This is a genomic window from Sphingopyxis sp. MWB1 (assembly GCF_000763945.1).
Taxonomy (GTDB): Bacteria; Pseudomonadota; Alphaproteobacteria; order Sphingomonadales; family Sphingomonadaceae; genus Sphingopyxis.
Genome location: NZ_JQFJ01000002.1, coordinates 820,783 through 839,065 on the forward strand (window position 1 = coordinate 820,783; position 18,283 = coordinate 839,065).

Below are 18,283 nucleotides of genomic sequence, written 5' to 3' on the forward strand. Positions count from 1 at the left end.
AATGATCGCGGCGGGAGAGGATAAGCGGCGGCGCTATCGGGAAAAAGGATGGTGGGGCGACAAAAGCTTCGCCGACCTGTTTGCCGCCAATGCGGCAGCGCATCCGGAAAGAATGGCGCTGGTCGACGCGCCCAACCGGGCGGAGTTCGCCTTTGGCGAACCGCGCAGGCTGACCTATGCACAGCTAGCACAGGAGGTGAACCGCATCGCTGGCGCCCTGTTTATGGCGGGAATCGGCAAGGATGATGTGCTGCTCGTCCAGCTGCCCAACATCAGCGAATTTGTCGCGCTCTATTTCGCGGCAGCGAAGATCGGCGCCATTGTCAGCCCGGTCGCGGTGCAATATCGCACACATGAGCTGACGACGATGATCGGCATCGTCCGGCCCAAGGCCTTTATCTGCAGCACCCGCCTGAAAGGCGCGGATCCGGTTGCTGTTGCATCGCCTTTGCTGGACGGTATTGCGCTGATGACCTTTGGCTCCGATGCGCCTGCCAATGCCGTGGATTTGTCCACCGCGAAAGGCGACGCCGATGCGCTCGCCGCGCATGTCGCCGCGAACCCGGTCGATGCCGATGATATTTTCACCATCTGCTGGACATCGGGGACAACAGGCGTGCCGAAGGGGGTGCCACGCAGCCATAATCATTGGGTGGCGGTCGCCGCCGCGGGCTATGAAGCGATGAAGATTGAACCGGGCGACGTCCTGCTCAATCCTTTTCCCCTGATCAATATGGCGAGCATCGGGGGCATCACCATGTGCTGGCTGACCTGCGCGGGGACGATGGTTCTGCACCATCCCTTCGATCCCGCCGTCTATCTGGGGCAGATCGCGACCGAGCGCCCCAGCCTGACGATTGCGCCGCCGGCGGTGCTCAACATGCTGCTCCAGAATGAAGCGCTCCTAGCGAGCGTTGACCTGTCGAGCCTGCGGGTCATTGCATCAGGATCGGCGCCGCTCGCGCCGGCGATGGTCCGGGGCTTTCAGGAAAGGCTGGGGATCATCATCGTCAACGTCTTCGGCTCCAACGAAGGGATGAGCTTTATCACCGGCGAAGGTGAAATGCCCGATCCGGATAAGCGCGCCAGCCTCTTTCCCCGGCGCGGACGCTATATTCCCCCTTATGCCACAGAACGCGCGGCCAATATCGAAAGCCGCCTTGTCCCGCCCGGTGGCGGCGACCCGATCGAGGTCGACGGCATAGCAGGCGAGCTTCAGATCCGGGGGCCGACGTTGTTCGAAGGCTATTATGAAGCCCCCGATCGCACGGCGGACTCCTTTACCGGGGATGGCTGGTTTCGGACCGGCGACCTGTTTGAAATCGCCGAAGGTGGAAATTTCTATCGCTTTGTCGGGCGATGCAAGGATCTGATCATTCGCGGCGGGGTCAATATCTCTCCCGAGGAAATTGACCAGTTGCTCGGCGGCCATTCCCTGCTTGCGGAAGCATGCAGTTTTTCACTGCCCGATCCGGTGATGGGCGAACGGGTTGGCTTGGCCTATGTCCCGCGGAACGGGGAGCAGGTCGCGCTGGAGGCCATTACCGAGTTTCTGCGCGAGAAGGATCTAGCCACGTTCAAACTGCCCGAACGGCTGGTGCGCTTTGACGCCCTGCCGCGCAACGTCACCGGCAAGGTGATGCGGACCGAAGTGCGCGAACAGGCGCTCGATATGCTGAAAACGGAGGCCTGACATGGCTGGAGAGGTGTTCATACTGGGCGGCGCCCAGACCGATTTCGCGCGCAATATCGACCGCGAGGGCGGCGGCATTTTCGACCTGTTCCGCGACGTCTGCGAAGAGGCTTTCGCGGCCACAGGCATTGAACCCAAAGAGGTCGAGACCGCGCATGTGGGCAATTTCGTCGGGGAGCTGTTCGCTGGGCAAGGCCAGCTTGGCGGCTTTTTTGGCCATGTTCACCCCGACCTTGCCGGTATTCCCGCCTCGCGGCACGAAGCGGCCTGCGCGTCGGGGAGCATCGCCGCGCTGGCGGCGGCGGCGGAGATTGAGGCGGGGCGCTACGGCCTGGCGCTGGTGCTGGGCGTCGAGCTGATGCGCAATGTGCCGGGACAGCAGGCTGCCGAGTATCTTGGCGCCGCCGCCTGGGCCGGGCGCGAAGCGCAGGGCGCACGCTATTTGTGGCCGCACATGTTCGCCCGGGTCGCCGAGGAATATGAGGAACGCTATGGCCTCGACCGCGCGCATTTGCGGGCGATTTCGGCCAATAATTTCGCCAATGCCAAGCGAAACCCGCTGTCGCAGACGCGGGGTTGGACCATCGGCGAGGAGCAGCTTGGCGAGGATGACGCGCATAATCCGCTGATCGAGGGGAGCCTGCGCAAATCGGATTGCGGGCAGGTGACCGACGGAGCGGCGGCGATCTTTCTGGCGTCAGCGGAAGTTGCCGAAAGTGTTGCGCAGCGTAGGGGTGTGCCGCTGGAGAGCATTCCGCGTATCAAGGGCTGGGGGCACCGCACGGCACCACTGCTTTATGATACGAAGATCGCCAGTAGCAAGGATCAACCCTTTGTTTTTCCAAATGTAAATCAGGCGATGATGGATGCGCTGCGCCGCGCCGAGATGGCCGACATCTATGGATGCGATGGGGTGGAGGTGCATGATTGCTTTTCGATCACCGAATATATGGCAATCGACCATTTCGGCATCACCAAAGCGGGTGAAAGCTGGCGCGCCATCGAGGATGGAACGATCGCATTGGCCGGCAAGTTGCCGGTCAATCCGTCGGGCGGCCTGATTGGCCTCGGCCATCCCGTTGGTGCCACCGGGGTACGGATGCTGCTCGACAGCTGGCGGCAAGTCACCGGAAATGCTGGCGATTATCAGGTCGAAGGCGCGCGTAACTTTGCCACTTTCAATGTCGGCGGGAGCGCAACCACCGCCGTCAGCTTTGTCGTCGGAGTCTGATTTTTGGCCCCCATCTATCTCTATGACGCGGTGCGGAGCCCGCGCGGCAAGGCGCGCGCCGATGGCGGGCTAGCCGCCCTGTCGCCGCAGCAACTGGTGCGCGAACAAGCCGACGCGCTGGCCGCGCGCTGCGGCGAAGCGGCGCGGACGCCCGATGCGCTGATCCTCGGCTGTGTGACCCAGACGGGGGCGCAGGGCGGGCATGTCGCGCTGCTGTCGAAGCTCCACGCCGAGTTGCCCGACAGCGTGGCCGCGCTGACGCTCAATAATTATTGCGCGTCGGGCCTGTCGGCGATTGGACAGGCGGTGGGCCGGGTCGCGAGCGGCGACGCCGCCGCTGTGCTCGCGGGCGGGGTCGAGATGATGAGCGCCGTCCCCTTCCTCAGCGACCGGGCGGGCTTTTACGATAATGACGAACTGCCCCCGGCGCGGCGCTTTGTGCCCCCGGTGCTCGCCGCCGACCGGCTCGCGCATCGCGAAGGAATCAGCCGCGCCGAACTGGACGCAGTCGCCCTTTCCTCCCAGCAAAAAGCCGCCGCGAGCGACGCTGATGCCGCGCTGCAATCGTCGCGTATCGCGGCTGGAGCGCTGCACGGTGAAGAATGTCTCCGGCCCCGGACCAGTGCCGAAAGCCTCGCCGCCATGCCCGCCGCCTTTGGCGAATTGCAGGCGCAATATGCCGCCGCGCTGGACGGCGAGGATTTTGTCCCGCTCCACAGCCTCGCCCATGCGCCGCCGATCTGCGACGGCGCGGGGCTGGCGCTGATCGGCGGAGAAGGGCTGGGCCCCGCCCCCCGCGCACGTATCCTGGCCTTTGCCGAAAGCGGCGGCGACCCTGCCGCGTCGCTGACCGCCGGATTTGCCGCGATGGACAAGGCGCTGGAGCGCGCCGGCCTGCGCTTGTCCGACATGGACGCGGTGGAATTTATGGAAGCATTCGCCGTGACCATCGCCAAATTCCTCCGCGACCGCGATGTCGATCCCACGCGGGTCAATATCAGCGGCGGCCATTTGGCCAAGGGGCACCCGATGGGCGCGAGCGGGGCGATCTTGACCTCCACCCTGCTAGATACGCTCGACGCGCGCGCGGGGGGTTATGGGCTGGTGGTGTTGACCGGCGCCATGGGGGTCGGCGCGGCGATGATTGTCGAGCGGCTGGGGTGACGATGCTTTGAGGGGCGATGGCTTCTTCCGGCTTTTCCGGGCTCGCAATGAGCAGGGGTGAGAGGGAGGCGGGGAGCGGACCACGTGCGGAGTGCCGCTTGGCCCGCAACGCGCCCTTTAGCGTATCTGACGCTTTTCCAGTTTGCGGGCGAGAGTGCGGCGGTGCATGCCCAGGCGGCGGGCGGTTTCGGAGATGTTGAAGTCGGTTTCTACCAAAGTCTGGTGGATATGTTCCCATTCGAGCGTCTTGATCGACGACTGGCGGCCGTCGAGAGGGGCGTCGGGATTGCCTTCATCGCGGTCGAAGGCGGCTTCGATATCGTCGGTGTTCGACGGTTTGGCGAGATAATAGGAGGCGCCAAGCTTGATCGCCTCTACCGCGGTCGCGATGCTGGCAAAGCCGGTGAGTACGACGATCCGCATTGCGGCGTCGGCGGCGCGCAGGCTTTGCACGCAGACAAGGCCCGATGCGCCGCCGAGCTTGAGATCGACGACGGCATAGCCGGGGTGGAAGCTGGCGAGAATTTCCTCCAGCTCCTCCGGACTGTGCGCGACGCGGGTATCATAGCCGCGCCGTTCGAACGAGCGTTTGAGCGTGCGGGCAAAAGCCTCATCATCTTCGACGATGACAAGCCGGCGGGGGTCGGACATCAGCCGTCTCCTTCTTGATGCGCAAGGGCCGAGAGCGGCAGGAAAACCCGTACCAGCGCGCCGCCGCTGTCGCGGTTGGCCACGCTCGCGCCGCCGCCAAGCTTGCGCAATACATTGACGAGAAGGAACAGGCCCAATCCCCCACCGGGGCGTCCCTTGGTCGAACGATAGGGTTGTCCGAAATGTTCGAGCATTTCCTCGCTGAAGCCGGGGCCGCGATCAGCCACCTCGATCACCGCCATGTCGCCGTCGCGCCGCGCAGTGAGCTGCACCCATTCGGGCGAGACCTCGGCGGCATTGTCCATGACATTGCCGATCACCTGACGCAGCGCAGGATCGGAGACGATAGGGACGTCCGGCCCCAGCAGGTCGTTGAAAATCACCGTGCCGGGCAGGCGGCCACTTTGGGCGATTTCGACGATTTCGGAGAGGAAGGCGCGCAGGCTGGTCTGCGCTGGCGCCTCGCCCCGCGCCTCGCCCGCCGACATGAGAATGCCGCTGACAATCGCCTTGCAGCGCTGAACCGCGACGTCCATGTCGGCAAGATCAGCCTGCATTTCGCGGTCGGCGGCGAGCGCGGGTGTGCTTTTCCAGTCACCGATGAGCACCGACAGGGTGGAAAGAGGCGTCCCCAGTTCATGGGCCGCGCCCGAGGCGAGCAGGCCCATGCGGACGATATGATCCTCCTCCGCCGCGCGTTGCCGGGCGGCGGCGAGCGCGGCGTCGCGTTCGCTGATATTGCGGTTGATCCGCGTCACAAAGGCGACGATCAACACCGCGATCAGCACGAAGCAGATGAGGCTGCCCAGGAGATAGAGGCGCATCGGATCATCGGCATAGGGCGGCGGCAGCGGCAGCGGCGTCGGCGCGATGCGCAGCACGGCAATGGCCACCAGCGTCGCCGCAACAATCGCCCAGGCGTTGCGCGGGGTGAGCAGGATGGCGCCGATGACCACCTGAAGCAGAAAGAGCGAGGCGAAGGGATTGCTGAGCCCGCCGCTGTGGTGAAGCTGCCACCCCAGCACAGCAACATCGAAGAGCAGCTGGGCGGTCAGTTCGACATTGGTGACGATGCGGTCACGGCGCAACAGCACCCGGCTGGCGAGATTGACGATGACGAGCACGCCAATCGCCGCGAGCAGCGGGATCAGCGGCAGGTGAATGTGCAGGATGAGGCTGGCGACCGCGATGGTCAGCAATTGCCCGCCCACCGCCAGCCAGCGAAGCTGGATGAGCAGGCGCATATTGCGCCGCCCGGCGTCAGCCTCTGGCAGCGGGATATGGGGGGCGGCAGCGCGGAGCATCAGTCGTCCCTTTTGCCCGCCTGCGCGCGCGAACGCCAGAGCCGCCATGCAAAATAGCCGCTGATGAGAGCAAGGCCGAACCAGGTGAGCGCATAGATCATATGATGATCGCGAAAGCGCACGACGGTCAGGCCGCCGACCGGATAGCCCCCCGCATTGGGCGCGGCATCAGCGTCGATGAAATAGGGGGCAGTGCGCCCCAGCCCCTTTGCCGCGGCGATGGCGGCGATATCGCGCGAATACCAGCGGCCTGCCGTGGGATCGTTGGCGCGCAGAAAGGCGCCGCCGGGCTCGCTGACGCGCAGGAGGCCGGTGACGCGCACCTCCCCCGCCGGATTGCCCGCGGCGCGGGTGGCAGGGTCGCGCTTTTCGGGCGGCACAAAGCCCCGGTTGACGATCAGCGTGAACTCGGGCGTTTCGAGCGGGGTCAGCACCCAGAAACCGCCGCCCCTTTCGGTCACCGCCTGGACCAGCACTTCCTTGTCATGATCGAAACTGCCCGTCGCCCGCACCGGGCGATAGGCGTCCTTTGCCGCGCTGACCCGGGGCCAAGCGTCCGGCCCCGGGGCAGCAACCGGCGCGGCGTGGATGCGCGCATTGACCGCCGCGATCAGCTCATGTTTCCAGGCGCGGCGTTCCAGCTGCCAGACGCCAAGCGCGATCAGGCAGGCGGTGACGACCAGCGCCGCCGCGGTCAACGCCGCGGCGCGCGCGCGTGTCACGGAATCTGGCTCATGTCGTGTGGCATGGGCATCATGTTGGTGTTCAGATGGTGCATTACCCATAGCGACCCTGCCAGCATGATCACCACAATGATGATCGTGAAGACCAGCGAGGTCAGCGACCAGCCACCCTCTGCCTTCGGCGTCATGTGGAGGAAATACACCATATGGACGATAATCTGAACTACCGCGAAGGCCATGATGATCGCCGCGGTCGCGCCAGCCTCCAGCGGGCGGGTCATCACCAGCCAGAAGGGAATGGCGGTGAGGATGACCGAAAGGACGAAACCGATGACATAATCGCGCATGGTGGCGTGCGGCATCTCGATTTCATGATGCCCGCCATGATGCGGATCGCCGTGATGATCGGGGCTCATTGCAGCACTCCCATCAGATAGACAAAGGTGAAGACGCCGATCCAAATGACGTCAAGGAAGTGCCAGAACATCGACAGGCACATGACGCGGCGCTTGTTCGCCGGGATCAGCCCGTGCTTGCCAAGCTGAACCGTCAGCGTGATCAGCCAGATGAGGCCAAAGGTGACGTGCAGCCCGTGGGTACCGACCAGCGTGAAGAAGGCCGACAGGAAAGCGCTGCGCTGCGGCGTCGCGCCGAGTTCGATCAGGTGATGAAACTCGTAAAGCTCGATGCCGAGGAAGGCCGCGCCGAACAGGCCGGTGACAATCAGCCACATCTGCGTTCCGCGCAGATTACCGCGCTGCATGGCGAGCAGCGCAAAACCATAGGTGATCGACGAGAAGAGCAGCATCGCGGTGTTGAGCGCGATGAGGTTCAGGTCGAACAGATCCTTGGGCGCGGGGCCGGCGGCATAATTGCCGCCCAGCACCGCATAGCAGGCAAAAAGGATCGCAAAGATGAGACAGTCGCTCATCAGATAGATCCAGAAGCCGAGCAGCGTGCTGTGCCCTTCGGGATGGCCGACTTCTTCCATGTCATAGAAGCGCAGAGCTTCTTCGTTCTGCGAAGCCGCGGAGGTTGCGGGAAGCGTGGTGCTGGTCATGGCGTCAGGCTCCGGCCGCCAGTTGGCGGGTTCGCGCATCCTCCACCTCGGCCACGGTAGCCGCCGGGATGTTGAAATCGCGCTTGTAGTTGAAGGTGTGATAGATGGCGCCGCCTATCAGCATCGCAAAGCTTGCGATCACCAGCCACCAGACGTGCCAGACGAGCGCAAAGCCAAGCACAAGGCTGATCCCCGACAGGATGATCCCCGCGCCCGTATTGCTGGGCATGTGGATGTCGCGGAAGCCCGAGACGGGACGCTGGATCCCGCGGCGCTTCATATCGTGCCACGCATCGAGATCATGAACCACGGGCGTAAAGGCGAAATTATAGTCAGGCGGCGGCGAGCTGGTCGCCCATTCGAGCGTCCGCCCTTCCCATGGATCACCGCTTTCGTCGACGAGCTCCTCGCGGCGCCAGATGCTGACCGCAAACTGGACGAACATGGCGGCAATTCCGGCGGCGATCACCACCGCGCCAATGCCCGCGATGATGAACCAGATTTGCAGGCCGGGATCATCGAACACGCGCATCCGGCGGGTCACGCCCATCAGGCCCAGCACATAGAGCGGCAGGAAGGCAAGCCAGAAGCCCACGACCCAGCACCAGAAGCTGATCTTGCCCCAGAACACGTCGAGCTTGAAGCCGAACGCCTTGGGCCACCAGTAATTGACCGCCGCAAAGGTGCCGAACACGACGCCGCCGATGATCACATTATGGAAATGCGCGATCAGGAAGAGCGAGTTGTGGAGGACGAAGTCCGCCGGCGGAACCGCGAGCAGCACGCCCGTCATGCCGCCGATCACAAAGGTCAGCATGAAGGCGATGGTCCACATCATCGGCAGATCGAACCGGATCCGGCCCCGATACATGGTGAAAAGCCAGTTGAAGAGCTTTGCCCCCGTGGGGATGGAGATCACCATCGTGGTGATGCCGAAGAAGCTGTTGACGCTGGCGCCCGACCCCATGGTGAAAAAGTGGTGGAGCCACACGACATAGCTGAGGATGGTGATACACACAGTCGCATAGACCATCGACGTATAGCCGAAGAGCCGCTTGCCCGAGAAGGTCGATGCGATTTCGGAGAAGACGCCAAACAGCGGGAGGATAAGAATATAAACCTCCGGATGGCCCCAGATCCAGATGAGGTTGATATACATCATCGACGATCCGCCAAGATCGTTGGTGAAGAAATTGGTCCCGACATAGCGATCAAGACCAAGCAGCGCGAGAACCGCGGTCAGCACCGGGAAGGACGCAACGATGAGGATATTGGCGCACAGCGCGGTCCAGGTGAAGACGGGCATCTTCATCAGGCCCATGCCCGGCGCGCGCAGTTTCAGGATGGTCACAATCAGGTTGATGCCTGACAAGGTGGTCCCCACGCCCGCGATCTGAAGCGCCCAGATATAATAATCGACCCCGACATTGGGGCTGTAGGCGATTCCCGACAAGGGCGGGTAGGCGAGCCAGCCGGTCTGGGCAAATTCACCGACGAACAGCGACACCATGACGAGCATGGCGCCCGCCGTCGTCATCCAGAAGCTGAAATTGTTGAGGAAAGGGAAGCTGACGTCGCGCGCGCCGATCTGGAGCGGAACGATATAGTTCATCAACCCCGTGATGAAGGGCATCGCCACAAAGAAGATCATGATCACGCCATGGGCGGTAAAAATCTGATCATAATGGTGCGAGTTCAAATAGCCTTCAGACCCGCCGAACGCCATGCCCTGCTGAAGGCGCATCATGATCGCATCGGCAAAGCCGCGCAGGAACATGATGAAGCCCAGGATCATGTACATGATCCCGATCCGCTTGTGATCGACCGTGGTGAACCATTCTTTCCAGAGATAGCCCCACAGGCGATATTTGGTGATCAAACCAAGCACCGCAATGCCGCCGATCACCACCGCAATGAAGGTGAAGATCAGGATCGGTTCGTGCAGCGGGATGGCATCGAACGACAGACGGCCCAAAATGGGGTCGGTTTCGGGAACGGGATGGGGGGTCATAACAGTCTCGATTCAGTCGCGATCAGATCAGGACATCCGGATCAGGACATCGGGCGGGAAGAGGAAGAAAGCGAAGCCGTCTGGCGCGGCGCGCTGGCCGGGGAAGCGCCGGGCTTTTCAAGCCCCTCTCCCTTCAGCGGCGCAAGATTGACGGGAGCGCCATCCGGGCGGGCGCCCGACGGGACGGGCGCACTGCACAGCGCGGCGACATAGCGCGCGCTCCAGCGAGCAAGGTCGGTGGTGCCGCTGGTCGTCCCGCGCGCGCCATCCTTGTCATAGGTCAGCGCACGGACATTGCCGATGCCCGCTATGCCGGCGCCGCCGGCGGCGTCGATCGACATCATGTCGTGCATGCACATTTTTCCGGGCTCCACACACATGTTGACGATGGCATCGAACAACTGCGGTTCGACCGAGGCATAGCGGCGCACCGGTTCCTTTTCGCTCGGCTTTTCAAGCTGGAGATAGGCAAGACGGTTGAGTTCGCCCTGGTCCTTGGACGCCTTGGTGCGGGCCACCCATTGATCAAAGGCGGCAGGCGACAGGCTCTTTGCCGCAAAACGCATGTTCGAAAAGCCCGCGCCCGAATAATTGGCCGAAAAACCAACATAATCGCCGGTTTCGTTGAAAACGCCGTGAAGCTTGGTTTCCATGCCGGGCATCGCATAAATCTGCCCCGCCAGCGCCGGGATATAAAAGCTGTTCATCACCGACGAAGAGGAAATACGAAAGCGCAGCGGACGATCGACCGGCGCGGCGAATTCATTCACCGTCGCTATCCCCTGTTCGGGGTAGATGAAGAGCCATTTCCAGTCGAGCGCGACGACCTGCACCTCCAGCGGCTGAACCTCCGCCGCTACCGCCTGTCCCGGCGCGGTGCGCGCGAGGGGGCGATAAGGGTCGAGCAAGTGAGTGGCGACCCAGGTGATGGCCCCCAGGCAGATGATGATGAGCAACGGCGCCGCCCATATGACGAGTTCGAGCTGGGTCGAATGGTCCCAGTCGGGCTTGTAGGTCGCTTCCTTGTTCTGCGCGCGATAGCGCCACGCGAAAAAGACGGTCAGCGCCATGACCGGCAAGATGATGACAAGCATCAGCAGCGTCGAAACGATGATCAGATCGCCCTGCTGCTGGGCGACATCGCCCGCCGGATCGAGAACAACCAAGCCGCAGCTCGATAAAAGAGGCAGCAGCAACAGCGGCGCAAACCGCCGGACTCGGGCGGGCAAAGAGGGGGAGTGCGTCATCATGGGGTGCGCCTAGGCGGGCTTTGCTGCACCGCACATAGGACATTTTGTCCAATCCCGCGCCGCGCCGATATAAGACAGGGGGCTTTCATAAGCGGGGCATTTGCCCTCACATGAAGGAAATTTGCGCCTTTCGCTTGCCCGCGACAGGCGCCTGACGCAGGATTTGCACGATCATGGCAGCCGATACCGCGCCCACCACCCAGGCCGAACGCGACGCGCGCGCGCTTCACGATGATGGCCACGCCATTGCCCCGTCGGAAATCGCAATCGGGGTAATTATTGGCCGGACGTCGGAATTTTTCGACTTTTTCGTCTATTCGATCGCGTCGGTGCTGGTTTTCCCCAAGCTGGTCTTTCCCTTCATGGACCCGCTGCAGGGAACGCTCTGGTCCTTTGCCATTTTCGCCCTCGCCTTTGTAGCGCGCCCCGTTGGAACCGTGATTTTCACCGCCATCGACCGCGCTTATGGCCGCGGCGCAAAGCTGACCATCGCGCTGTTCCTGCTTGGCGGATCAACCGCCGCCATCGCCTTTTTGCCGGGATATGAATCGATCGGCATCGCTGCTGCACTGCTGCTCGCGCTGTTCCGTATGGGTCAGGGCGTGGCGCTCGGCGGATCGTGGGACGGCCTCGCTTCGCTGCTGGCGATGAACGCCCCCGAAGGCAAGCGCGGCTGGTATGCGATGGTGCCCCAGCTTGGCGCGCCGCTGGGCCTGATCGTCGCCAGCTTGCTCTTCATGTTCCTGATCACCGCCCTTCCGGCCGAGGATTTCCTTGCTTGGGGTTGGCGCTATCCCTTCTTCGTTGCCTTTGCGATCAACGTGGTGGCGCTGTTCGCGCGGCTGCGGATCGTCGTGACCCCCGAATATGCGACGCTGTTCGAAAATCGCGATCTGCAACCCGCGCCGCTGACCGATACGCTGCGTTCCGAATGGAAGGTTATCGCGGCGGGCGCCTTTGCGCCGCTCGCCAGCTTTGCGCTCTTCCACATGGTCACCGTCTATCCGCTGTCCTGGGTGTTTCTCTTTACCGAGGAAAGCCCGTCGCGCTTCCTCGCCATTCAAGCGGTGGCCGCCGTCGTCGGCGTGTTCTCGATCATCGGGTCGGGCTATCTCGCCGACCGGGTGGGGCGCCGCACCGTGCTCGGCGTCACCGCAGCCGCCATTGCTGCCTTCAGCGGCTTTGCACCCCAGCTTCTGGGGGCTGGCGAAGCGGGCGAAGCGGCTTTCATGATCCTGGGCTTTGCGCTGCTCGGCCTGTGCTTTGGTCAGTCATCGGGGGCGCTCTCGAACAATTTCCAGCCGCGTCACCGCTATACGGGATCGGCCTTTACCTCGGACCTAGCCTGGCTGTTCGGCGCAGGCTTTGCGCCGCTGGTCGCGCTGTGGCTGTCGAGCGAATTCGGCCTGATCGCGGCGGGTGCCTACTTGCTGTCGGGCGCCATCGGCACGCTGGTGGCATTGTGGATGAACCGCGAACTGGCCCGCACCATCGGCTGACAGAAAACAAGACAGAACGACAAGGGGCGGAAGCGAGCCACGGTGCGCTTCCGCCCCTTTTTTTTTCAGCCTGACCTTAGCCGCCGCGCTCTTCCTTCCGTTCCCCGCTAGCGGACCCGCCATAGCGAGCATAGAGCGTCGGCAGCACGAAGAGGGTGAGCAGGGTCGCGGAGATCAGCCCGCCGATCACCACCGTTGCCAGCGGCTTTTGCACCTCCGCTCCCGCGCCGCTGGCCAGCGCCATCGGCACAAAGCCGAGAGAAGCGACAAGTGCGGTCATTACCACCGGACGCAGCCGGGTGAGCGCCCCCTCCCGCGCCGCCTGTGCCCGCGCCACGCCCTCTGCCATCAGATGCTGAATGGAGGTGACCATCACCAGACCGTTAAGTACCGCAATGCCCGACAGCGCAATGAAGCCGACCGCCGCCGATATGGAAAAGGGCATGCCGCGCAACAACAGCGACACGGCCCCGCCGACCAGCGCCAGCGGCACGCCGGTAAAAACAATGGCGGCATCCCGCACGCTGCCCAAAGCGCCATAGAGAAGCAGCAGGATCAGCGCGAAACAGGCCGGTACGACCAGCGCCAGCCGCGCACGCGCCGAGGCGAGATTTTCAAACTGCCCACCCCATTCGAGATATTGACCGGGGGGCAGGCGCAGTTGCTGCGCTATCTGCCCCCGGGCATCGGCAACGACCCCGGCGATATCGCGGCCGCGCACATTGGCCTGAACCACGACACGCCGCTTGCCATTTTCGCGGCTGATCTGGTTGGGACCCTCGGTGACGACGAGATCGGCGACACTGTCTAGGGGGACAAAAGCGCCGGAAGCCAACGGGACCGGAAGCTGGCCGAGTGCAGCAAGGTCGGCGCGGAGATCGTCGGTCAGGCGGATGGTGACCGCAAAGCGCCGGTCCCCTTCAAATATCTCGCCCGCATCGCGCCCGCCGACTGCCGCCGCGACCGTTTCCTGCAGCGTTGCTGCCGATACGCCGAGCCGCGCCATAGCATCGCGGCGGGGGCGTATGTCGAGCATCGGCAGGCCTTCGGTCTGCTCGACGCGGACATCGACCGCGCCCCTTGTCGCGCGCAATATATCGGCGACCTTGTTGGCCGTGGCGGCCATGGCATCCGCATCATCGCCGAATATCTTGACGGCAATGTCGCCGCGCACCCCTGCGATCAATTCGTTGAAGCGCATCTGGATCGGCTGGCTGATCTCCACCGTCTGGCCAGGGAGCAGATCGAGCCGGTTTTCTACCTTCCGCGTCAGGTCCGCCTTGGACAGGCGGGGGTTCGGCCACTCGCGCCGGTCCTTCATGATGATGAAGGTGTCTGAGATATTGGGGGGCATGGGATCGGAGGCGAGTTCGGCGGTGCCGGTCTTTGAAAAGACAAATTCTACCTCGTCGAGCTTCGACAGCGTGCGTTCGACGCGAAGCTGCATCGCCTGGCTCTGTTCGACCGAAGTACCCGGCACGCGGACAAGCTGCGCCGTCAGGTCGCCTTCATCCAGCTGGGGCAGAAATTCCTGGCCCAGCGCGGCATAGGCCCCCGCCGCCATCAGCAGCGCGGCCACCCCCGCTGCCATGGTGACGCGCGGACGCGCCATCGCCTGATCAAGCCGAGGAGCATAATGATGGCCAAGCCAAACCATGATGCGCCCCTCCTTCTCCTCCACCGGTTTCGAGAGCCAGATGGCGAGCATGGCGGGCACGAAGGTCAGCGACAGGATGAAGGCAGCGGCCAACGCGATGATGACGGTGAGCGCCATGGGGGTGAAGGTCTTTCCTTCCACCCCGCTGAGCATCAGCAGCGGCACATAGACGAGGATGATGATCGCCTGACCATAGACCGAGGGGCGGATCATCTCCCGCGCCGCCGCAGCAACCGTCGCCAGCCGTTCTTCCCGGTGAAGCGGACGGCCCAGTTCATGCTGGCGCAGCCCGATGCGGCGCAGCGCATTTTCGACGATGATCACCGCGCCATCGACAATCAGGCCGAAATCGAGCGCACCAAGACTCATCAAATTGGCCGACACCCCGCCTTTCAGCATGCCGAAGCTGGTGAGCAGCATCGTGATGGGGATGACGAGCGCGGCAATCAGCGCCGCCCGGAAATTGCCGAGCAGCAGGAACAGGATGACGATGACGAGCAAGGCCCCCTCGGTCAGATTTTTCGCCACCGTGCGGATCGTCGCATTGACGAGACCCGTGCGGTCGAGAACCGGCTGGATCACAATGTCGGCCGGGAGCGATGCGTTGATCTCCTCCAGCCGCGCGGCGACGCGCTGCGCGACCTCCCGACTGTTCTCCCCGATCCGCATGACCGCCGTGCCGACAACAACCTCGCGGCCATTTTCCGACGCAGAGCCAGTGCGAATGGCCTGACCGGTGCGGACGCGCGCCACCTGATCGAGCGTGATCGGCACTCCGCCGCGCGTCGCGATGACCGTTGCGGCCAAGTCCTCCGCCCCGCCTATACGCGCATCGGAGCGCACCGAAAGCCCCTCGCCATTGCGATTGACGATCCCGGCGCCGATGGCGCGGTTGTTCGCCTCCAGCGCCCCGGCAAGATCGGCAAGGCTGAGTCCCAGCGCGGCGAGGCGCTGGACATCAGGCACCACCTGATATTGTTTGACATAGCCGCCGATGGTGTCGACGCCTGCGAGGCCGGGAACCGTCTTGAGCAGCGGCGCGACGATCCAGTCCTGCACGCTGCGCAAATAAGTGGCCTGATCGGCCTCGGTCACGAGCCGCTCGCCCTCTGGCGTGATATAGCTGCCGTCGGGCTGCATGCCCGGCTCGCCAGGACGGTGGGCCTCGTCGCCGCGATGGGCCAGATGGACGGTCCACATATAGACCTCCCCCAGCCCCGTGGCGATCGGCCCCATTTCGGGACTGGTGCCCGGAGGCAGGCGCTCTTCCACTGCGCGGAGACGTTCGGCGACCTGCTGGCGCGCGAAATATATATCGGTGGCGTCGGTGAACACCGCCGTCACCTGCGCAAAGCCATTACGGCTGAGCGAACGCGTGCTTTCGAGTCCCGGCACCCCTGCAAGCGCGGTTTCGATGGGAAAGGCGACCTGTCGTTCCACCTGTTCGGGCGACAAGGCGGGTGCACGGACATTTATCTGCACCTGATTGTTGGTGATGTCGGGGACCGCGTCGATAGGCAGGCGGCTGAGCGCCCAGCCGCCGATGATCGCAGCGATAAGGGTGGCGAGCAGCACGAACCAGCGCCGCGCGACGGCGAAATTGACGATGGCGGATATCATGTCAGTGCCCCCCATGTCCGGCTTCGCCCTTGCGGAGTTCGGCCTTGAGAACGAAACTGCCTTTGGTCGCTATCTCTTCACCGGTCGACAGGCCTTCGACGACGGCGCTGCCACCGCCGCGCGAGACCAGTCGAACGGGAAGCGCGCGAAACCCCTGGGGGATTCGCGCGAAGACCATCGTGCGCCCCTCAATCTGTTGCAGTGCGCTTTCATCAATCCGCACGGTGCCGCCCGCAGGGCCGATAGGTAAAGCCGCGCTGATATTCTCTCCGGGGCGCCAGAGGCCGCTGCGGTTGTCGAGTATGGCGACGGCGGACACAAGCCGCGTGCTCTCATCGAGCACCGGCGACAGGAAGCTGAGGTTGGTCCTGGCACGGCGGTTCCCTGCCGATATCTCGAGCGGCATGCCGATGCTGACTTTTCCGGCATCCTGGGTTGTCAACGACAGGCGGACGGCGACGCGCGACAAATTGGCCACACGGAAAAGCTCCGCATCGGCGGCGACGGTCTGGCCAAGCACCGCACTGCGCGAGACGATCTGTCCGCTGATCGGTGCAACAATGGCAATGCGGTTCAGCGCACCGCCCCCCGCACCTGCCGCCGCAAGCTGCTGCCGCGCGAGCCGAAGCGCGATATTCGCCTCCGTCATCGCGTTGCGCGCGGCGAGCAAATCACGTTCGGGAGAGACTTTGAGGCGAAGCAGGCGCTCTTCACGCGCGAGTTCGGAGCGCGCCAGAGTGGCTCTGGCCTCTGCCGCTTCCACTTCCGCGCGAAGGGCGGCTGCCTCGCGGCTTTCGATAAGCGCGAGGGTTGCGCCGCGTCGTACAGTTTGCCCCAGATTATAATGGAGCGCGACGACACGCCCCCCGATGGCGGCCGAGACTGCCTGCAGCGCCTGCGGGTCGCCCTCTATGGTGGCCGGAAGCGTCAGCTCGCCTGCTCCCCCGGCGGTGGGCCGTGTGACCTCTATGCCCGCCGTCGCGATTTGCGCGGGCGTGAGAGCGACCACCCCTTGATTTTCCGCCGCAGCTTTCTTCTCTTTTTCTTTCGGAGGTAGCGGCTTGGTATCGGCGCTGCATCCCCAAAGGGCGAGCGACAGGCTGAGCGGGAGCATCACCCGCAAAGGATTTTTCTTCATGGCATTTTATCTCCGGCGCCGGGAAGGCGCGTGGCCAGCCGCACAAGACGGGCAGCGGCGGTGTGAAAATCGAGCGCGGCGCCGACGGCATCCGCGCGGGTCTGAAGCAGGCTGCGCTCGGCATCGAGCAGAACCATCTGGTCGAACTTGCCCTCGGCATAACCGATGCGGGCGATGCGAGCCGCTTCCTGCGCGGCGGCGAGCGCGGGAGTGGCGGCTTCCAGCGCCGCTGCCGCGCGGTCGCGGTCGGCCATCGCCGCCGCCAACGCCTGCTCCGCCTCCAGCCGCGCGGCGCGGTAGAGCGCCTCGGCTCGGTTGCGCCGCGCACGCGCCTCCGACACCGCCGTCCGTCCGCCGTTGAACAGCGGCAGCGGGACCGAGAGACCAAAGATCATCGCCTGATCGCCCGTGGCCTGCATGCGCCGCCGCCCCGCGCTGAGCGTCAGGTCGGGGATGCGCTGGCTTTGCGCGAGGCGCACGCCCGCTTCGGCCAAATCCCTGTCCGTGGCGGCAGCGGCCAGCGCCAACGTGGCACCAGCGTCGATATCGGGCGGAAGCGCCGGGCCTATCCCCCCTTGCAGCGCGCGATCGAACCAGCGCCAGTCGAGCGGTTGGCCTGCGACATCACCGATATATTGAGCGAGTGCGGTTCGCGCCGCCTGCACATTGCGCCGGGCAATGGCGGCCTCCCCCCGCGCGCGCTGTTGTTCGAGCGCGGCGCGCTGTTCGTCAATCGGCGAATTGGCGCCAACCATGACGCGATCGCGCGCAATGCGGAGATTTTCAGCCGTGATCGCCAGCTGATCCTCCGCAATGGCCGCGCGCCGTTCAGCGGCAATGGCCCCGGCATAGGCCAGGGAAATGGCAAGACGCAGGTCGGCGCGCGCAATCGCGCGATCGACCTTTGCGCGGCGCATCTCTGCCGCTGCGCCTGCCATGCGAGCCCCGCGCTTGCCGCCCAGTTCGAGCGGCAGGGTAAGCGCGATGGCTGTCTCGCTTTCGTCAAAACCCCGATAGGGTCCCGTGCCAAGCGCATTTTCGGCTTCGATGGAGAGTGAGGGATTGGGCCGGAGCGCCGCAACCTCGCTCGCGATTTCAGCCGCCTCCACCTCCGCCCGGGCCGCATCGGCCAAGGGAGACAGGGCTTCGGCGCGCGCGAGCGCCTCTTCGAGCGTCAACACCGCCTCTCCCGAGACCGGCGCGCCCGGTTGCGCCTGCGCCGCCACGACGCAAAGCGGTGCGGCCAGAAAGGCCGCATAATATACTTTCATGAGTCATCATCCTGAACAAGCCAAGGCGAACCGCGCGCGGGTCAGCGGCGG

General features: G+C 64.1%; 14 protein-coding genes. 4 read left to right on the top strand and 10 right to left on the bottom strand.

The genetic code is table 11. The features are described from left to right. Position 1: 1 nt before the first annotated feature. Genes JV18_RS0104825 through JV18_RS0104835 form a run of 3 tightly spaced genes read left to right on the top strand, consistent with a single transcriptional unit; the run spans position 2 to position 4,088 of the window. A complete protein-coding gene (locus JV18_RS0104825; RefSeq protein WP_033073628.1) occupies positions 2-1,693 on the top strand; it encodes a class I adenylate-forming enzyme family protein in 1,692 nt (563 codons plus the stop codon). Position 1,694: 1 nt separating this feature from the next. After that, positions 1,695-2,924, top strand: a complete 1,230-nt coding sequence (locus JV18_RS0104830; RefSeq protein ID WP_033073629.1) for an acetyl-CoA acetyltransferase — start codon at positions 1,695-1,697, stop codon at positions 2,922-2,924. 3 nt (positions 2,925-2,927) lie between these two features. Further along, the gene (locus JV18_RS0104835) at positions 2,928-4,088 is read left to right on the top strand and encodes an acetyl-CoA C-acyltransferase (protein WP_033073630.1); all 1,161 of its coding nucleotides are present in this window, start codon (positions 2,928-2,930) and stop codon (positions 4,086-4,088) included. A gap of 117 nt (positions 4,089-4,205) precedes the next feature. Here the strand turns inward: JV18_RS0104835 and JV18_RS0104840 are convergent, their stop codons facing one another. From JV18_RS0104840 to cyoA, 7 genes are read right to left on the bottom strand one after another with little or no spacing between them, the layout of a single operon-like run. Further along, entirely contained in the window at positions 4,206-4,739 is a 534-nt protein-coding gene (locus JV18_RS0104840) for a response regulator transcription factor (protein ID WP_033073631.1), read from the bottom strand. After that, entirely contained in the window at positions 4,739-6,043 is a 1,305-nt protein-coding gene (locus tag JV18_RS0104845; protein WP_033074957.1) for an ATP-binding protein, read from the bottom strand. The genes JV18_RS0104840 and JV18_RS0104845 overlap by 1 nt, the downstream gene beginning before the upstream one ends. After that, positions 6,043-6,765, bottom strand: a complete 723-nt coding sequence (locus JV18_RS0104850; RefSeq protein ID WP_033073632.1) for an SURF1 family protein — start codon at positions 6,763-6,765, stop codon at positions 6,043-6,045. The genes JV18_RS0104845 and JV18_RS0104850 overlap by 1 nt, the downstream gene beginning before the upstream one ends. Beyond that, positions 6,762-7,142, bottom strand: coding sequence for a cytochrome o ubiquinol oxidase subunit IV (gene cyoD, locus JV18_RS0104855; protein WP_033073633.1), 381 nt, complete (start codon positions 7,140-7,142; stop codon positions 6,762-6,764). Before cyoD ends, JV18_RS0104850 begins: the two co-directional genes overlap by 4 nt. Continuing rightward, positions 7,139-7,786 (bottom strand): cytochrome o ubiquinol oxidase subunit III, encoded by a 648-nt coding sequence (gene cyoC, locus JV18_RS0104860; protein ID WP_033074958.1) that lies wholly within the window; start codon positions 7,784-7,786, stop codon positions 7,139-7,141. Before cyoC ends, cyoD begins: the two co-directional genes overlap by 4 nt. Before the next feature lie 4 nt (positions 7,787-7,790). Continuing rightward, positions 7,791-9,797, bottom strand: coding sequence for a cytochrome o ubiquinol oxidase subunit I (gene cyoB, locus JV18_RS0104865; protein ID WP_033073634.1), 2,007 nt, complete (start codon positions 9,795-9,797; stop codon positions 7,791-7,793). Between the two features lie 41 nt (positions 9,798-9,838). Continuing rightward, a complete protein-coding gene (gene cyoA / locus JV18_RS0104870; RefSeq protein WP_443027763.1) occupies positions 9,839-11,047 on the bottom strand; it encodes a ubiquinol oxidase subunit II in 1,209 nt (402 codons plus the stop codon). A gap of 173 nt (positions 11,048-11,220) precedes the next feature. Here cyoA and JV18_RS0104875 point away from each other — a divergent pair, with 173 nt between their 5' ends. Further along, on the top strand, positions 11,221-12,546 hold the full coding sequence (locus JV18_RS0104875; protein ID WP_033073635.1) for an MFS transporter: 1,326 nt from the start codon (positions 11,221-11,223) through the stop codon (positions 12,544-12,546). A 76-nt stretch (positions 12,547-12,622) separates the two neighbouring features. Here JV18_RS0104875 and JV18_RS0104880 read toward each other — a convergent pair whose 3' ends face one another. Genes JV18_RS0104880 through JV18_RS0104890 form a run of 3 tightly spaced genes read right to left on the bottom strand, consistent with a single transcriptional unit; the run spans position 12,623 to position 18,232 of the window. Continuing rightward, entirely contained in the window at positions 12,623-15,823 is a 3,201-nt protein-coding gene (locus JV18_RS0104880; RefSeq protein ID WP_033073636.1) for an efflux RND transporter permease subunit, read from the bottom strand. 1 nt (position 15,824) lies between these two features. Continuing rightward, complete coding sequence (locus JV18_RS0104885; RefSeq protein WP_033073637.1) at positions 15,825-16,961, bottom strand: efflux RND transporter periplasmic adaptor subunit; 1,137 nt, start codon at positions 16,959-16,961, stop codon at positions 15,825-15,827. After that, positions 16,958-18,232, bottom strand: coding sequence for a TolC family protein (locus tag JV18_RS0104890; protein WP_033073638.1), 1,275 nt, complete (start codon positions 18,230-18,232; stop codon positions 16,958-16,960). Before JV18_RS0104890 ends, JV18_RS0104885 begins: the two co-directional genes overlap by 4 nt. Positions 18,233-18,283 lie beyond the last annotated feature (51 nt).

What these genes read in the sequence shown, in the direction of transcription:
- JV18_RS0104845 (WP_033074957.1), bottom strand. Translation starts at nt 6,043, where the DNA reads ATGCTCCGCGCTGCCGCCCCCCATATCCCGCTGCCAGAGGCTGACGCC.
- JV18_RS0104885 (WP_033073637.1), bottom strand. Translation starts at nt 16,961, where the DNA reads ATGAAGAAAAATCCTTTGCGGGTGATGCTCCCGCTCAGCCTGTCGCTC.
- cyoC (WP_033074958.1), bottom strand. Translation starts at nt 7,786, where the DNA reads ATGACCAGCACCACGCTTCCCGCAACCTCCGCGGCTTCGCAGAACGAA.
- JV18_RS0104825 (WP_033073628.1), top strand. Translation starts at nt 2, where the DNA reads ATGATCGCGGCGGGAGAGGATAAGCGGCGGCGCTATCGGGAAAAAGGA.
- cyoA (WP_443027763.1), bottom strand. Translation starts at nt 11,047, where the DNA reads ATGATGACGCACTCCCCCTCTTTGCCCGCCCGAGTCCGGCGGTTTGCG.
- JV18_RS0104890 (WP_033073638.1), bottom strand. Translation starts at nt 18,232, where the DNA reads ATGAAAGTATATTATGCGGCCTTTCTGGCCGCACCGCTTTGCGTCGTG.
- JV18_RS0104880 (WP_033073636.1), bottom strand. Translation starts at nt 15,823, where the DNA reads ATGATATCCGCCATCGTCAATTTCGCCGTCGCGCGGCGCTGGTTCGTG.
- JV18_RS0104875 (WP_033073635.1), top strand. Translation starts at nt 11,221, where the DNA reads ATGGCAGCCGATACCGCGCCCACCACCCAGGCCGAACGCGACGCGCGC.
- cyoD (WP_033073633.1), bottom strand. Translation starts at nt 7,142, where the DNA reads ATGAGCCCCGATCATCACGGCGATCCGCATCATGGCGGGCATCATGAA.
- JV18_RS0104830 (WP_033073629.1), top strand. Translation starts at nt 1,695, where the DNA reads ATGGCTGGAGAGGTGTTCATACTGGGCGGCGCCCAGACCGATTTCGCG.
- JV18_RS0104840 (WP_033073631.1), bottom strand. Translation starts at nt 4,739, where the DNA reads ATGTCCGACCCCCGCCGGCTTGTCATCGTCGAAGATGATGAGGCTTTT.
- cyoB (WP_033073634.1), bottom strand. Translation starts at nt 9,797, where the DNA reads ATGACCCCCCATCCCGTTCCCGAAACCGACCCCATTTTGGGCCGTCTG.